Source organism: Comamonas squillarum (genome assembly GCF_025309455.1).
In the GTDB taxonomy this organism is placed as follows: Bacteria; Pseudomonadota; Gammaproteobacteria; order Burkholderiales; family Burkholderiaceae_C; genus Comamonas; species Comamonas squillarum.
Window position 1 is genome coordinate 2,493,450 of sequence record NZ_CP104377.1, and the last position, 14,347, is coordinate 2,507,796.

At 63.6% G+C, this 14,347-nt stretch carries 13 protein-coding genes; 10 read left to right on the plus strand and 3 right to left on the minus strand.

Translation table 11 applies throughout. The features are described from left to right. Positions 1-216: 216 nt before the first annotated feature. From ugpB to ugpQ, 5 genes are all read left to right on the plus strand, one after another. Positions 217-1,533, plus strand: a complete 1,317-nt coding sequence (ugpB, locus tag N4T19_RS11585; RefSeq protein WP_116927065.1) for a sn-glycerol-3-phosphate ABC transporter substrate-binding protein UgpB — start codon at positions 217-219, stop codon at positions 1,531-1,533. Between the two features lie 110 nt (positions 1,534-1,643). Then, a complete protein-coding gene (ugpA, locus tag N4T19_RS11590; protein ID WP_116927108.1) occupies positions 1,644-2,525 on the plus strand; it encodes a sn-glycerol-3-phosphate ABC transporter permease UgpA in 882 nt (293 codons plus the stop codon). A gap of 2 nt (positions 2,526-2,527) precedes the next feature. Beyond that, the gene (gene ugpE, locus N4T19_RS11595) at positions 2,528-3,376 is read left to right on the plus strand and encodes a sn-glycerol-3-phosphate ABC transporter permease UgpE (protein ID WP_116927066.1); all 849 of its coding nucleotides are present in this window, start codon (positions 2,528-2,530) and stop codon (positions 3,374-3,376) included. A gap of 54 nt (positions 3,377-3,430) precedes the next feature. Further along, complete coding sequence (locus tag N4T19_RS11600) at positions 3,431-4,438, plus strand: sn-glycerol-3-phosphate import ATP-binding protein UgpC (protein WP_116927067.1); 1,008 nt, start codon at positions 3,431-3,433, stop codon at positions 4,436-4,438. A 115-nt stretch (positions 4,439-4,553) separates the two neighbouring features. Continuing rightward, positions 4,554-5,327 carry a glycerophosphodiester phosphodiesterase gene (ugpQ, locus tag N4T19_RS11605; RefSeq protein ID WP_116927109.1) on the plus strand — a complete coding sequence of 258 codons (774 nt, stop codon included), beginning with the start codon at positions 4,554-4,556 and terminating at the stop codon, positions 5,325-5,327. A gap of 83 nt (positions 5,328-5,410) precedes the next feature. On the opposite strand, the gene N4T19_RS11610 is transcribed toward ugpQ, so the two are convergent. From N4T19_RS11610 to N4T19_RS11620, 3 genes are all read right to left on the minus strand, one after another. Then, complete coding sequence (locus N4T19_RS11610; protein WP_260720241.1) at positions 5,411-6,385, minus strand: Bug family tripartite tricarboxylate transporter substrate binding protein; 975 nt, start codon at positions 6,383-6,385, stop codon at positions 5,411-5,413. 137 nt (positions 6,386-6,522) lie between these two features. After that, positions 6,523-7,878 (minus strand): hypothetical protein, encoded by a 1,356-nt coding sequence (locus N4T19_RS11615; protein ID WP_260720242.1) that lies wholly within the window; start codon positions 7,876-7,878, stop codon positions 6,523-6,525. Between the two features lie 153 nt (positions 7,879-8,031). Continuing rightward, positions 8,032-8,310 carry a hypothetical protein gene (locus tag N4T19_RS11620; RefSeq protein WP_260720243.1) on the minus strand — a complete coding sequence of 93 codons (279 nt, stop codon included), beginning with the start codon at positions 8,308-8,310 and terminating at the stop codon, positions 8,032-8,034. Between the two features lie 79 nt (positions 8,311-8,389). On the opposite strand from N4T19_RS11620, the gene hemA reads away from it, so the two are divergent. The 5 genes from hemA (at position 8,390) to grxD (ending at position 14,277) form a co-directional block, all read left to right on the plus strand. Beyond that, positions 8,390-9,706, plus strand: a complete 1,317-nt coding sequence (gene hemA, locus N4T19_RS11625; RefSeq protein WP_260720244.1) for a glutamyl-tRNA reductase — start codon at positions 8,390-8,392, stop codon at positions 9,704-9,706. A 126-nt stretch (positions 9,707-9,832) separates the two neighbouring features. Then, on the plus strand, positions 9,833-10,918 hold the full coding sequence (prfA, locus tag N4T19_RS11630) for a peptide chain release factor 1 (RefSeq protein ID WP_116927072.1): 1,086 nt from the start codon (positions 9,833-9,835) through the stop codon (positions 10,916-10,918). Positions 10,919-10,926: 8 nt separating this feature from the next. Beyond that, the gene (locus N4T19_RS11635) at positions 10,927-12,951 is read left to right on the plus strand and encodes a PEP/pyruvate-binding domain-containing protein (protein ID WP_260720245.1); all 2,025 of its coding nucleotides are present in this window, start codon (positions 10,927-10,929) and stop codon (positions 12,949-12,951) included. A 29-nt stretch (positions 12,952-12,980) separates the two neighbouring features. Continuing rightward, the gene (gene prmC / locus N4T19_RS11640; RefSeq protein WP_116927073.1) at positions 12,981-13,847 is read left to right on the plus strand and encodes a peptide chain release factor N(5)-glutamine methyltransferase; all 867 of its coding nucleotides are present in this window, start codon (positions 12,981-12,983) and stop codon (positions 13,845-13,847) included. Between the two features lie 109 nt (positions 13,848-13,956). Beyond that, a complete protein-coding gene (grxD, locus tag N4T19_RS11645) occupies positions 13,957-14,277 on the plus strand; it encodes a Grx4 family monothiol glutaredoxin (RefSeq protein WP_116927074.1) in 321 nt (106 codons plus the stop codon). The last annotated feature ends 70 nt before the right edge of the window (positions 14,278-14,347 follow it).

Consider the following 14,347-nt stretch of genomic DNA (forward strand, 5'->3'; position numbering starts at 1 on the left):
CTGTCGCGTCTAAACCCCTAAGGTTACACTTTTCTCTCGAATACGAATGGCGGCTGAACTACAATCGTAACGCCTTGTATTTGTTGACGCTGTGCGGACGGGCGCTGGCTTTCCCCAGTTGCCTAAAACCAGCGGATATGCCACAACGTCACAGAACATTCACAAACGCCACATACGATTCGTTTTTGAGCGTTTTATAAACCCCTAGGAGCATTCATGCACTTCAAGCGTTTGGTCATCGCTGCCGGTATTGCAGCCACTACCAGCCTGTCCGCCCATGCCGTCACCGAGATCCAATGGTGGCACTCCATGACCGCCGTGAACAACGAATGGGTCAACGACCTGGCCAAGGAGTTCAACGACAGCCAGAAGGAATACAAGGTTGTGCCAACCTTCAAGGGTGTGTACGACGAGTCGATGACGGCAGCGATTGCAGCCTTCCGCTCGGGCAATGCGCCCCACATCCTGCAAGTGTTTGAAGTGGGCACCGCCACGATGATGGCCTCCAAGGGCGCCACCGTGCCCGTGGGCAAGGTGATGTCCGACGCCGGCGTATCCTTCGACCCCAAGGCCTACATCCCAGCCGTGGCCGGTTACTACACCGCACCTAACGGCCAGATGCTGAGCTTCCCGTTCAACAGCTCGACGACCATCTTCTACTACAACAAGGACGCCTTCAAGAAGGCCGGTCTGGACGCGGAAAAGGCGCCCACCACCTGGCCTGAAGTGTTCGCTGCTGCCAAGAAGCTCAAGGAAAGCGGCCACAGCTGCCCGATGACGCTGGCCTGGCAAGGCTGGACCCAGCTGGAGTCCTTCTCCACCTGGCACAACGTCGAGTTCGCGACCGAACAAAACGGTTTGAGCGCCAACGGCTACAAGGCCCGCCTGAAGCTCAACTCGCCCCTGCACGTCAAGCACATCGACAACCTGGCCGCTGCGGCCAAGGCCGGTGAGTTTGTCTACAAGGGCCGTGCCTCCACCGCCCAGGCTTCGTTCACCGCGGGTGAATGCGCGATGATCCAGACCTCGTCCGGTTTCTACGGCGACGTGGCCAAGAACGCCAAGTTTGCCTATGCGCTGGCACCCCTGCCTTACTACCCTGACGTCAAGGGCGCGCCTCAGAACACCGTGATCGGTGGCGCATCGCTGTGGGTGATGGCTGGCAAGAAGTCCGAAGAATACAAGGGCGTGGCCAAGTTCTTCGAATTCCTCTCGCAAACCAAGGTGCAGGCCGCTTCGCACCAGCGCACCGGCTACCTGCCTGTGACGATGGCCGCGTATGACCTGACCGAGAAGTCCGGCTTCTACCAAAAGAACCCTGGCACCGACACCGCCGTGACCCAGATGATCCGCAAGGTGACCGACAACTCGCGTGGTATCCGCCTGGGCAACTACGTACAGATCCGCACCATCGAGGACGAAGAACTCGAACAGGTCTGGGCTGGCAAGAAGACCGGCAAGGAAGCCCTGGACTCCATCGTGTCCCGCGGCAACGAACTGCTGGCCCGCTTCGAAAAGTCGTACAAGCCTTAATCCTTTCATCACATGCGCCCACCCTGCACGCGTAGGGCGGGCGCAGTCGATGAGCCATCGCCCGGCGGCTGCCCTCAGCCCCGGCGGTTTTTTTGTTTTTGAGCTCCATCATGGAAAAACGCGTACTTTTCCGCTCTAAATGGCTGCCCTGGGTGTTGATTGCACCGCAGTTGCTGATCATTGGCATTTTCTTTTTCTGGCCCGCTGGCCAGGCTGTGCTGCAGTCCTTCCAGATGGAAGACGCCTTCGGCATGAGCACCGAATGGGTGGGGCTGGATAATTTCCGCAACCTGTTCGCCGACCCCACCTACCTGAATTCCTTCAAGCGCACCGCCATGTTCTCGGTGCTGGTCGCAGGCGCGGGCATTGCCATCTCGCTGGTGCTGGCCATCTTTGCCGACCGCATCGTGCGCTTTGCGATGGTCTACAAGACCTTGCTGATCGTGCCCTATGCCGTCGCACCTGTCATTGCCGGCGTGCTGTGGGTGTTTCTGTTCTCGCCATCCATCGGCGTGGTCACCTATTACCTGGGCAAGCTGGGCTACAACTGGAACCACATGATGAATGACAACCAGGCGATGGCGCTGATCGTCATGGCCTCGGTGTGGAAGCAGATTTCCTACAACTTCCTGTTCTTCCTCGCGGGCCTGCAGTCCATCCCCAAGGCGCTGATCGAAGCGGCATCGATCGATGGTGCCAGCCCCTGGCGCCGTTTCTGGAACATCCAGCTGCCGCTGCTCTCGCCCACCACCTTCTTCCTGCTGGTGATCAACATCGTGTACGCGTTTTTCGACACCTTCGGCATCATCGATGCGGCAACGCAAGGCGGCCCTGGCCAATCGACCTCGATCCTGGTCTACAAGGTCTACCAGGACGGCTTCAAGGCGCTGGATCTGGGCGGCTCTGCAGCGCAGTCCGTCGTGCTGATGCTGATCGTCATTGTGCTGACCGTGGTGCAGTTCCGCTATGTTGAAAAGAAAGTGCAGTACTGATCATGGTTGACCGCAATCCCTGGCTCAATTTCTTCTCGCACGCCGTGCTGGTGCTCGGCGTGGCGATTGTGGCATTCCCGCTGTACCTGGCCTTCATCGCATCGACCCACACGGCGGACGCGATCGTGCAGTCCCCCATGCCGCTGCTGCCTGGCGCCCACCTCTGGGAGAACTACCAGGCCGCGCTGTTTGGTTCGGGCAAGCTGGGCTCCAACACCAACGTCATGCACATGATGTGGGTGAGCTTCTGGGTGGCGATGATCATCACCGTCGGCAAGATCGCGATCTCGCTGCTGTCGGCCTTTGCCATCGTCTACTTCCGCTTCCCCTTCAAGATGATCTGCTTCTGGGCGATTTTCCTCACGCTGATGCTGCCCGTTGAAGTGCGGATTCTGCCCACCTACAAGGTCGTGGCGGAACTGGGCCTGCTCAACAGCTATGCCGGCCTGACCTTGCCGCTGATCGCCTCGGCCACCGCCACCTTCCTGTTCCGCCAGTTCTTCCTGACGGTACCCGATGAGCTGGTGGAAGCCGCACGCATCGATGGCGCGGGCGCGATGCGCTTTTTCAAGGACATCCTGGTGCCGCTGTCGCGCACCTCGATCGCTGCGCTGTTCGTGATCCAGTTCATCTACGGCTGGAACCAGTACCTGTGGCCCTTGCTGATGACCACCTCGGAAGACATGTACCCTGTGGTGATCGGCATCAAGCGCATGCTGGCCGGTGGCGAAGCCGCTGTGGACTGGAATATCGTGATGGCCACGGCCATCCTGGCCATGCTGCCACCGACCCTGGTGGTGATGCTGATGCAAAAGTGGTTTGTCAAAGGTCTGGTGGATACCGAAAAGTAACCCCTCGCCATCTTGTCCCTCCACCATCTTTGACCGATACAACGAAACCTTCTTATGGCTTCCATCTCTCTCAAGAATATTGTCAAACGCTACGGCACCGGCAAATCGGCCGTGCCCGTGATCCATGGCGTCAATGCCGAAATCAAGGACGGTGAATTCATCGTTCTGGTAGGCCCCTCGGGCTGCGGCAAGTCGACCCTGCTGCGCATGATTGCCGGCCTCGAAGAAATCACCGGCGGTGACCTGATGATTGGCGACAAGATCGTCAACAACCTCGAGCCCGCCAAGCGCAACATCGCCATGGTGTTCCAGAACTACGCGCTCTACCCGCACATGAGCAACTACGAGAACATGGCCTATGGCCTGAAGCTCGCCAAGGTGCCCGAGGACGAGATCAAGCGCCGCGTGGACAAGGCTGCCAAGATCCTGGAGCTGTCGCACCTGCTGGACCGCAAGCCGCGCCAGCTGTCGGGCGGCCAGCGCCAGCGCGTGGCCATGGGCCGCGCCATCGTGCGCCAGCCCCAGGTCTTCCTGTTTGACGAGCCGCTGTCCAACCTGGACGCCAAGCTGCGCGGCCAGACCCGCATCGAAATCCAGAAGCTCCACGCCGAGCTGGGCATCACCAGCCTGTTCGTGACCCACGACCAGGTCGAAGCGATGACGCTGGCCCAGCGCATGATCGTGATGAACGGCGGCAATGTCGAGCAGTTCGGCACGCCCGAAGAGGTCTACCACACCCCTGCCTCGACCTTTGTGGCCGGCTTCATCGGCTCGCCGCCGATGAACCTGCTGAAAAATTCTGCCAATGGCAAGGCCGGCCAGATTCTGGGCATCCGCCCTGAGCACATCGACCTGGTGGACTCGGGCGGCTGGGAATTCCAGGTGGAAACCGTGGAACTGCTGGGCGCCGAGCGCCTGCTGTACGGCAAAGTGGGCGGCGAGCAGGTCACCGTGCGGGTGGAAGAAGGCACACCCTTCCCCAAGCCCGGTGAAGTGGCGCGCATCAGCGCACGCGAAGACCGCCTGCACTGGTTCAATGCGGATACCGGCAAGCGCATCTGAGCGTGGCAAGGCGATGAGCACAACGGCCACGCCTTGGCGCCTGACCTGAACGCTTGAACACCAGCGCCCAAGTGCAGCACTTGTGGCGCTTTTCTTTTTTCTCATCGAGATTGATATGACGCTTTCTAGCAACTGGCCCTATCCACGCTGGGTGGCCCACCGCGGCGCAGGCAAACTGGCGCCTGAGAACACCATGAGCGCCTTCCGCCTGGGCGCCGCGCACGGCTACCGCATGTTCGAGTGCGATGCCAAGCTCAGCCGCGACGGCGTGCTGTTTCTGATGCACGATGCGGACCTGAAACGCACCACCAATGCCCAGGGCACGGGCAGCGACCTGAGCATGGGTGAGCTCGCCCAGCTCGATGCCGGCAGCTGGCATTCGCGCAGCCATGCGGGCGAGAACCTGCCCACCCTGGAGGCGCTGGCCCGCTGGTGCCTGGCCAACCACCTCTTTCTCAATGTCGAGATCAAGCCCACGCCCGGCCAGGAGCTGGAAACAGGCCGTGCCGCCGGTTCGCTGATGAACCGCATCTGGCCGCAAACCGTGGTGCCGCCGCTCTTTACCTCGTTCAAGGCCGATTCGCTGCGCGGCGCCCGCGAAGTGGCAGCGCATATCCCACGCGGCCTGCTGGTCGACAAGCTGGCCGATGGCAGCGGTGACGCCGAGCTGCAGCTGGCGCTGGAGCTGGGCTGCCAGGCGCTGGTGCTCAACCATGCACTCTGGGATGCCGCGTTGGTGGCCAAGGTCCATGCCGCAGGCCTCTACTGCAGCAGCTACACCGTCAACGACGAATGGGCTGCGCAGCGCCTGATTGACCTGGGCACCGACGGCATCATCACCGACCGGGTGGACCTGTTCAGCCCGGCCCAGGATGGCCCACGGCTTTGAAACACTAAGTGCGCTAGATGCTATATTTTTTATAGCATACAAAGGCCCGGTCATGCCGGGCTTTTTGCGATGGGCCTGCTGTGTCAGTCCATCTTGGTGCCCGAGGCCTTGACCGCCTCGGCCCAGCGCGGCATCTCGCCAGCCAGGAACTGGCTGAACGCCTCCGCACCGAGAAAGGCCGGGTCCGCGCCCTGCTCCACCATGCGCCCGCGCACATCGGGCATCTGCATCACCTGGCCAAAGGCGGCGCTGAGCTGGTCCACCACCGCTTTGGGTGTACCTGCGGGCGCGAGAAAGCCATAAAAGCCCACGACCTCAAAGCCCTTGAGCCCGCTTTCAATGGCCGTCGGCACCTCGGGCAGCGCCGGGTTGCGCTCCTTGCTGGTGACGGCCAGCGCACGCACCTTGCCCTGCTTGTGGTAGGCGGCGGCCTGCGGAATGCTCTCAGCCATGAACTGCACCTGGCCGCCCACCAGATCGGTAAAGGCCGGCGCACTGCCCTTGTAGGGGATATGCACCAGGTCCAGTCCGGTGGCGCTCTTGAACATCTCGGGCACCAGGTGGCTGATGCCGCCATTGCCGGCCGAGCCAAAGTTGACCTTGCCCGGGTGGGCCTTGGCGTAGCTGATGAACTCCTGCAGGTTCTTGGCCGGCACCTTGTTGTTGACCAGCAGGGCCAAGGGCTGCATGGCCGTGCGCGCCACCGGTGTGAAATCGCGCAAGGTGCTGTAGGGCAACTTGGGGTAGAGCGCAGGGTTGATCACCATCACACCGGTATTGGCCAGAATCAAGGTATAGCCATCGGCTGGCGCCTTCATGACATCCTGCGCCCCGACTGCGCCACCGGCACCAGGCTTGTAGTCAACGATGATGGGCTGGCCCAGCACGCCCTGGAGCTTGTCGGTCAGCAGGCGGGCATGCTGGTCCAGCGGGCCGCCAGCGGGAAAGCCGATGACCACGCGCACGGGCTTGGTCGGAAAAGGCTGCTGCGCCTGGGCCGCGGCGCTGAACGCCAGCCCCGTGATGGCTGCCAGGCAGGCGTGTGCAATGTACTTCATGGTCTGTCTCCTTGGGTTTGTTATCGGTAGAGAGGCAGGCCGTGCGAACGCAGCCTGCACAGACCCATCATGACCGGCACACCCCGCTTCTACAACCAGCGCCTGTCTCTCATTTTTTCGGATTGACGCCGCACCCGTCAGGCGGTAGTTGCAGTCGCCTCGGCAGCGCGCGCTGCCTTGCGCCGCCACCACAGCCCCAGCCAGCCCAGGCCTTGCACGGCCACGAGCAGCACCAGCATGTCCAGCGCCAGCTGCGCGGCCCACAGGTGCTTGCTCATATCGCGCACGCCTTCGCCCAGCATCACGATGATGACCTGCGAGACCACCAGGAGCGCCAGCAGCAAGCTGCCCACCGCCAGAGGCCGCAAGCGGCCGGCCTGGCGGCTGCGGCTGGCCGCAAACAGTGCCAGTGCCGCCAGCAGGAAGAGGGGCGCCAGCGGCGTGACGATGCGGTCGCGCTGCGCGCTCATGCGCAGCAGCAGGTCGGTGACTGGTTGGGCACCGCCGTCGTGGCGATGGAGGTAGAAGTTACCGGGAAACACATGGAAGTACTGCACGGTGAAATGGCTGGGCAGCGCAAAGCGGGCCAGGCGCCACAGGGTCAGCGGATAGTGCAGATAAGGCCGCAGCACATCGCCCTTGCCCAGCTTGGGCGTGACGGGGTAGCAATCGCGATCTGTGTGCTGCACCTGGGTGCCGCCGAGGCCCGAGAGTGCATTGCCCCAGGCATCGACACCGATGCAGTCCCGGCGCTCGGCCGGCACGCCCAGGCCATCGAGCTGCCCGGGTGTGAGCACCATGTACGAGCCCAGGTAGACGCCATGGTAGGCATTGAGGCTCGCATTCTTGCCGATCAGCAAGGGCACCAGGCACAGCACCTGTACCGCCAGCAGCAGTTTGAGCAGCCCCTTGTCGGGCAGCATGCGCTGCCAGCGAGCGCCCGCCCAGACGCACAACAGCGCCAGCAGCGGCACATAGAAATACTGCACCTTGGCCAGGCCGCACACCAGCGCCCCAAGCCCCAGTCCGACCATCCGCACAGCCCGGCGCGAGGCCAGCAGGCCCAGCAGCAGCAGCGGCAGCGCGATCAGACAGGCGTATTCGGCATAAAAGGATTGGGCCATGCCGATGTTGTGTGCCATGAAGAACACGGCCAGCCAGGCCAGCGCCATGGCCGACCAGCCCAGCGCGCCACGCTGCAGCGCCGCCGCGCATGCCCAGGCCAGCACAGCGGCATAGGCGAGCAGCAGCAGCTTGGCCGCCAGCGCCGTGCGCGAGAGGTCAAACATATTCCCAGGCATAAAGCGCTGCACCCAGCCGGCAAAAGTGAACATGTGCGAGGCCAGCTCCGGATTGCCCGGGGTGCGAAAGGGCCGATCGGGCAGCGCCCAGTGGATGCCATCGCCCATGGGCGTCAGGTAGAGATGGCCCACCACGCGTTGAAAATCATTGGTATCGGCAAACAGCAAGGCCTGCGAGCCCCAAACTAGCACAACCGCTGCCGCGCCCACCACCAAGAAGCAGATACAGAAAAGCCACCGGGAGCGGTGGCCAGACAAAGGCGTTGTGGTGGTCATCCCACAATTATGTCTGAATTGTAAAGAAACGTATAGCAAGCGCCGCAGAAAATAATAAGAGCCTCGGTATCAACGCCGCCAGCCACCCAGCACCACCCACTGGCTGCTGGCCAGTGCCATCACCAAAAGCGCATAGCCCATCAGGCTGCCGTCGTGGCCCTGCCACAGCAGCGCGACAAAGAGCGCAGCGCAGCCGACCAGAAAATGCAGCGCCAGCTGGCCATACCAGGGCAGCAGCGGCGTGGCCTTGTGTGCAAACAGCCAGCGGGCAAGCACCAGCAGCAGCGCCAAAAAGGCGGCCGGGGCACAGAAGTTCAGCAGATGCCAGAGGCTGGTGGTGGCAAGCATGGAGCGGACAGGTTGATATAAGTCAAGCTGGTACTGATACGACAAGCAATGGATTTACAGAGATTTTATAATCCCTGGCATGGCAGTTTGGGCCCTGGGCATCAACCACACGACGGCACCGGTCGACATTCGCGGCCGGTTTGCATTTGCACTCGACAAGATTGCGCCAACTTTGCAGAGTTTGCGCAGCACGATCTCGGGTGTGCATAGCCACGCCGGTGTGGAAACCGCCATCCTGTCCACCTGCAACCGCACCGAGATCTACTGCGCCGCCCAAGAGCCGGCGCTTGACCACACCCTGCGCTGGCTGGCCCAAAGCGGCGACCTGCCCGCCGAGGCGCTGAAAAACTACACCTACACCCTGCAAAACGACCTGGCCGCCCGCCACGCTTTTCGCGTCGCCAGTGGGCTGGACTCGATGGTGCTGGGCGAGGCCCAGATCCTGGGCCAGATGAAGAACGCCGTGCGTGCGGCTGAAGAAGCCGGCTCGCTGGGCACCACGCTCAACCAGCTGTTCCAGCGCAGCTTTGCCGTCGCCAAGGAAGTGCGCAGCGCCACCGAAATTGGCGCGCACAGCATCAGCATGGCCGCTGCTGCCGTGCGCCTGGCCGGCCAGCTGTTTGAAGACCTGACCAAGATCCGCGTGCTGTTTGTTGGCGCTGGCGAGATGATTGAGCTGTGCGCCACCCATTTCGCGGCCAAGCAGCCGGCCCACATCACAGTGGCCAACCGCACCTTGGAGCGCGGCGAAAAACTGGCGGGCCACTTTGGCGCCAGCACCATGCGCCTGGCCGATCTGCCCGACCACCTGCACGAATACGACGCCATCATCAGCTGCACCGCATCGAGCCTGCCGATCATCGGCCTGGGCGCGGTCGAGAGCGCGCTGAAAAAACGCAAGCGCCGCCCGATCTTCATGGTGGACCTGGCCGTCCCCCGCGATATCGAGGGCGAGGTCAAGAACCTGGGCGATGTCTACCTCTACACCGTGGACGACCTGGCCCATGTGGTCAAGGCCGGCCAGGAGCAGCGCCAGGCGGCCGTCGTGCAGGCCGAAACCATCATCGATGCCGGCGTGCAGCGCTTCATGCACTGGATGGATCAGCGTGCCCCCGAAGGCGGCGCTGTGCCGCTGATCCAGCAGATCAATGCGCAGGCCGACGTCTGGCGTGCGCTGGAGATCGAGCGCGCAAAAAAGCGCCTGGCCAAGGGCGAAGACATGGACGCGGTGCTCGATGCACTGACACGCGGCCTGTCGCAAAAGATTCTGCACGGCACCATGGCCGAGCTGCACGCGGGCGACGCCCAGGCGCGTACCCAGACGGCTGACATGGTCTCGCGCCTGTTCCTGCGCAGCCAACGCGGCGGCGGCAACGGCCACCAATCGGGTTTGTAGCGACGCTGCGCGGCTTGGCCGCCCTTTGCTCGCCCTCCTCGCCCCTCTTCTCCTTACTCGGCCTGCACTTTTTTTGATCTCTGCTTTTTTGCAGCGCATGCGCAGGCCCTGCCTTATCAGGTCGCCATGAAAGACTTTCTCCGCCAACAGCTGGAACGCTATGCCGAGCGCCTCAATGAGCTCAATTTTCTGCTCTCGCGCGAGGACATCATGGCCAACATGCCGCAGTTCCTCAAGCTCTCGCGCGAACACACCGATGTCGCCGCCGTGGCCGAGCGCTTTGCGCGCTACCAGCAGATCGAATCCGATATCGAAGGCGCCAAGGAAATGCTGGCCGACCCGGACATGGCCGACATGGCGCGCGAAGAGATCAGCAGCGGCGAGGCCGAGCTGCAACAGTTGGCCGCGCAGCTGCAGCGCATGCTGCTGCCCAAGGACCCCGACGATGCCCGCCCCGCTTTTGTCGAAGTGCGGGCCGGCACCGGCGGTGATGAATCGGCGCTGTTTGCCGGCGATATCACGCGCATGTACACGCGCTACGCCGAGCGCATGGGCTGGCGCGTCGAGATCATGAGCGCCAACGAGGCCGAGCTGGGAGGCTACAAGGAAGTGGTGCTGCGCATTGACGGCGGCGACAACGTCTATGGCACCTTGCGCTTTGAATCGGGCGGCCACCGCGTGCAGCGCGTGCCCGCCACCGAAACCCAGGGCCGCATCCACACCAGCGCCTGCACCGTGGCGGTGATGCCCGAGCCCGATGAGCAGCAGGCCATCACCCTGAACCCGGCCGATCTGCGCATCGACACCTTCCGCGCCAGCGGCGCCGGTGGCCAGCACATCAACAAGACCGACTCGGCCGTGCGCATCGTCCACTTGCCCACCGGCATCGTCGCCGAATGCCAGGACGGCCGCAGCCAGCACAGCAACAAGGCCAAGGCCTTGCAGGTGCTGCAGGCCCGTATCCAGGAAAAAGAGCGCAGCGAGCGCGCTGCCAAGGAAGCGGCGATGCGCAAGGGCCTGATCGGCTCGGGTGATCGCTCAGACCGCATCCGCACCTACAACTTTCCCCAGGGCCGGGTCACCGACCACCGCATCAACCTGACCTTGTACAAGCTGAGTTTCATCATGGACGGTGACCTCAGCGAACTGATGGAAGCGCTGCAGTCCGAACGCGAGGCCGAATTGCTGGCCGAGCTGGAAGTCAACCAATAAGGCCTGCGATGCCCAGCCACCACCCCGGTTTTGCAGGGCGCGCGGCCTGGCGTGCTGCGGGATACATGGCGCTGGCCTTGGCCGCGAGCAGCGCCTCGGCGCAGCTGGCGCGCAAGCCTTCGATGTACGAGGATGGCCGCGCGCCGCAAGAGCTGATCGCCAGGCCAGGCAGCCCCTCACCGGCGCAGGCCATGGGCAACCGCAGCAGCCAGCCCTTTGCCGCTGATCTGATGAGCCATGCCGCCTTTGACCAGCTGGCGCGCGTCTACAACGCCGGCACGCCGCTGGCCCAGCCCCATGTGATCTTTGTGATCGACCGCCAGGCACAGCCTGCAGCGCGGCTGTACTTCATCAACACCCCACGCTTTCAGCTGCACGACCGCTTTTTGCGCGAGCAAGGCCTGCTGCGTGGCGGCAGGGAGGCGCTGAACCGCAATTACCGCGATGCAGGGCGCCGCTTTATCCTGGGCACCCTGAGCTGGCAGCCGCAGATCAACGGCTTTGTCTATGAATTCTGGGAAGGCGACCAGCTGACCGCCAGCCTGCTGCGCGAAACCGAGGCCCAGCTGCGCAGCCACTTTTTTGCAGCGGTGCAGTTCAAGGCCAATGCCAGCGCGCAAGAGCAGGTGGCTGCCACTGCAGGCATCCCCGCAGTGACGCAAAGCGCGCTGATCGGCCAGCAACGCTTTTTGCCGCTGAACACAGGCCAGGCCGTGGGCCGCCTGCGTTTGGTGGACGATATCGACCAAGTCCATGACCTGCTGCCCAGCGACATCGTCGTGCTGCGCCAGGTGCCCATCGCGCTGCCGCCTGTGGCAGGCGTGCTGACCGAGCAGCCCTCGACCATGGTCTCGCACGTGAACCTGCTGGCCAAAGGCTGGGGCGTACCCAATGCCTATGTGCGCGATGCCAGCCAGCTGCTGGCGGCGTACAACGGCCAATGGGTGCACTTGGCGGTCAGCGCCAAGGACTACCAGCTGCGTGCCGCCACCGATGCCGAGCGCGACCAAGCCATAACGCGATCAAAAATCAAACGCAGCATCGCCGGCGCCAGCATCCAGAAAGACACCCACAGCACCGCACTGCAGCCTCTGGCCGCCCTGCGCGCTGCCAACCGCCGCCAGTGCGGGGCCAAGGCTGCCAACCTGGGAGAAGTGCGGCATGCGGGCATTGCCGGGGTCAGCGTGCCCGATGGTTTTTGCCTGCCCTTTGGCGCCTATGCCACCGCGATGCAGCGTTTTGGCCTGGCCGAAAAAGTCGCGCGCATGCAGCAGCAGCCGGGCTTTGACAGCGACGCCGCCGTGCGCCGCAATGCGCTGGCTGCGCTGCGCGCCGAGATCGAACAGATGCCGCTCGATGCCGCATTTGCCAGCAGCCTGCAGGCGCGCTGGACCAGCCAGCTGCAGCAGGCCGGCGTGTTTGTGCGCAGCTCGTCAAGCTCAGAGGATTTGCCCGGCTTCAGTGGCGCGGGCCTCTACACCACGGTCCCCCATGTGAAGGGCGAAGCAGCCTTGCTCGATGCCGTGCGCAAGGTCTGGGCCTCGGTCTTCAACTTCGAGGCCTGGGAGGCGCGCCGTGCCGCTGGCATTGCGCAGGATGCCGTCGCGATGGCGGTGCTGGTGCAGCAGGCGGTGGACTCCGAGGCCTCGGGCGTCATGGTCACGCGCGACCCGCTGGGCGGCACCCCGCACAGCATCTTTATCGCCGCCAAGCGCGGCATTGGCATCCGCGTGGTGGAAGGCCGGCGCGTGGCAGAGCAGGTGCTGTACTCCCGCCGCAGCCAGGCCGTGCAGGTGCTCAGCCGGTCGGCCGAGGACACCGAGCTGCGCCTGGCGCCCGGCGGCGGCGTGCAGGAGGTGGCCGTGGCGCAGCGCCAGGTGCTGAGCGATGCGCTGGTCAAACGTCTGGCCCATGCCGGCGCTGCGATCGAAAAGCAGTTTGGCGGCCGCACCCAGGATATTGAATGGGCCATTGCCGGTGGCCAGATCCTGGTCCTGCAATCTCGGCCCTTTGTGCAGGCCGCCCGCCCATAAGCGGCAGCAACAGCGAATCGCGTATCGACATGAATGCCTCCACCCCCGACACCCCCATCACGCTCACCCAGGCGCTGGCGCAAGCCGCTGCGCTGGGCATCGCCCGTATCGATGCGCAGATGCTGCTGCTCCACCTCTGCGGCCAGCCCACCCATGCGCGCGCCTGGCTCATCACCCATGATGGCGATCGCCTGAGCAGCGCGCAGACTGCGCAGTGGCAGCAGTGGCTGCAGCGCCGCGCCGATGGCGAACCGGTGGCCTACCTGACGGGCCACAAAGGCTTTTACGGGCTGGACCTGGCCGTGGACGGCCGCGTGCTGGACCCGCGCCCCGATACCGAAACCCTGGTGGACTGGGCGCTGGAGCTGCTGCCCGATGCCGCCCCGGGCCAGCCGGCCTTGCGCCTGGCCGACCTGGGCACCGGCAGCGGCGCGATTGCACTGGCCTTGCAGCATGCGCTGCCCGCCGCCGAGGTCTGGGCGGTCGATGCCAGCACCGATGCGCTGGCCGTTGCGCAGGCCAATGCGGCGCGGCTGCAGCTGCCGCTGCGCTTTGCGCACAGCCACTGGCTGTCGGCGCTGCAAGGACCGTTTGATGCCCTCGTCAGCAACCCGCCCTACATCCGCGACGACGACCCGCACATGCCCGCGCTGCGCCATGAGCCGCGCCAGGCGCTCACCAGCGGGGCCGATGGCCTGGACGACATCCGCCATATCGTCGATGCGGCACCCGCATACCTGCGCGTGGGCGGCTGGCTGCTGATCGAGCATGGCTGGGACCAGGCAGAAGCGGTGCGTTCACTGCTGGCCCAGCGCGGTTTTGCCCAGGTGCAAAGCCGCAAGGACCTCGCAGGCATCGAGCGCGCCAGCGGCGGACAATGGCCTTCCGTGAAATAATAGTGACCATGCCCGCGCTTGAACTGCGGCAAAACGCCCGCATTTGGGTAGCTCATCCAAGCGCTGACCCGATTACATTGCAACCCACACGCCCCGACGGAGCCCATCCATGAGCGATACCCAACAACGCATCGACCAGCTGATCAAAGGCCATGACATCGTGCTGTTCATGAAGGGAACGGCCAGCTTTCCGCAATGCGGATTCTCCGGCCGTGCCATTCAGATTCTCAAAGCCAGTGGCGTGGAGACCCGTGGTCTGACCACCGTCAATGTGCTCGAAGACCCCGAGATCCGCCAAGGCATCAAGGACTACAGCCAGTGGCCCACGATCCCGCAGCTGTATGTCAAAGGTGAATTCATCGGCGGCTCGGACATCATGATGGAAATGTATGAATCGGGCGAGCTGCAGCAACTGGTGGCCACGCTCTGATCGTCTAGCGCCCGAGTTGGCCAGCCGCAACCAAGCCGCCTTGTGAGGCGGCTTTTTTGTGCCCGGCTAG

Coding starts and splice junctions, on each gene's coding strand:
- N4T19_RS11610 (WP_260720241.1), bottom strand. CDS start 6,385: ATGAAGTACATTGCACACGCCTGCCTGGCAGCCATCACGGGGCTGGCG.
- N4T19_RS11635 (WP_260720245.1), top strand. CDS start 10,927: ATGCCCAGCCACCACCCCGGTTTTGCAGGGCGCGCGGCCTGGCGTGCT.
- hemA (WP_260720244.1), top strand. CDS start 8,390: ATGGCAGTTTGGGCCCTGGGCATCAACCACACGACGGCACCGGTCGAC.
- grxD (WP_116927074.1), top strand. CDS start 13,957: ATGAGCGATACCCAACAACGCATCGACCAGCTGATCAAAGGCCATGAC.
- N4T19_RS11600 (WP_116927067.1), top strand. CDS start 3,431: ATGGCTTCCATCTCTCTCAAGAATATTGTCAAACGCTACGGCACCGGC.
- N4T19_RS11620 (WP_260720243.1), bottom strand. CDS start 8,310: ATGCTTGCCACCACCAGCCTCTGGCATCTGCTGAACTTCTGTGCCCCG.
- prfA (WP_116927072.1), top strand. CDS start 9,833: ATGAAAGACTTTCTCCGCCAACAGCTGGAACGCTATGCCGAGCGCCTC.
- ugpE (WP_116927066.1), top strand. CDS start 2,528: ATGGTTGACCGCAATCCCTGGCTCAATTTCTTCTCGCACGCCGTGCTG.
- prmC (WP_116927073.1), top strand. CDS start 12,981: ATGAATGCCTCCACCCCCGACACCCCCATCACGCTCACCCAGGCGCTG.
- ugpB (WP_116927065.1), top strand. CDS start 217: ATGCACTTCAAGCGTTTGGTCATCGCTGCCGGTATTGCAGCCACTACC.
- ugpQ (WP_116927109.1), top strand. CDS start 4,554: ATGACGCTTTCTAGCAACTGGCCCTATCCACGCTGGGTGGCCCACCGC.
- ugpA (WP_116927108.1), top strand. CDS start 1,644: ATGGAAAAACGCGTACTTTTCCGCTCTAAATGGCTGCCCTGGGTGTTG.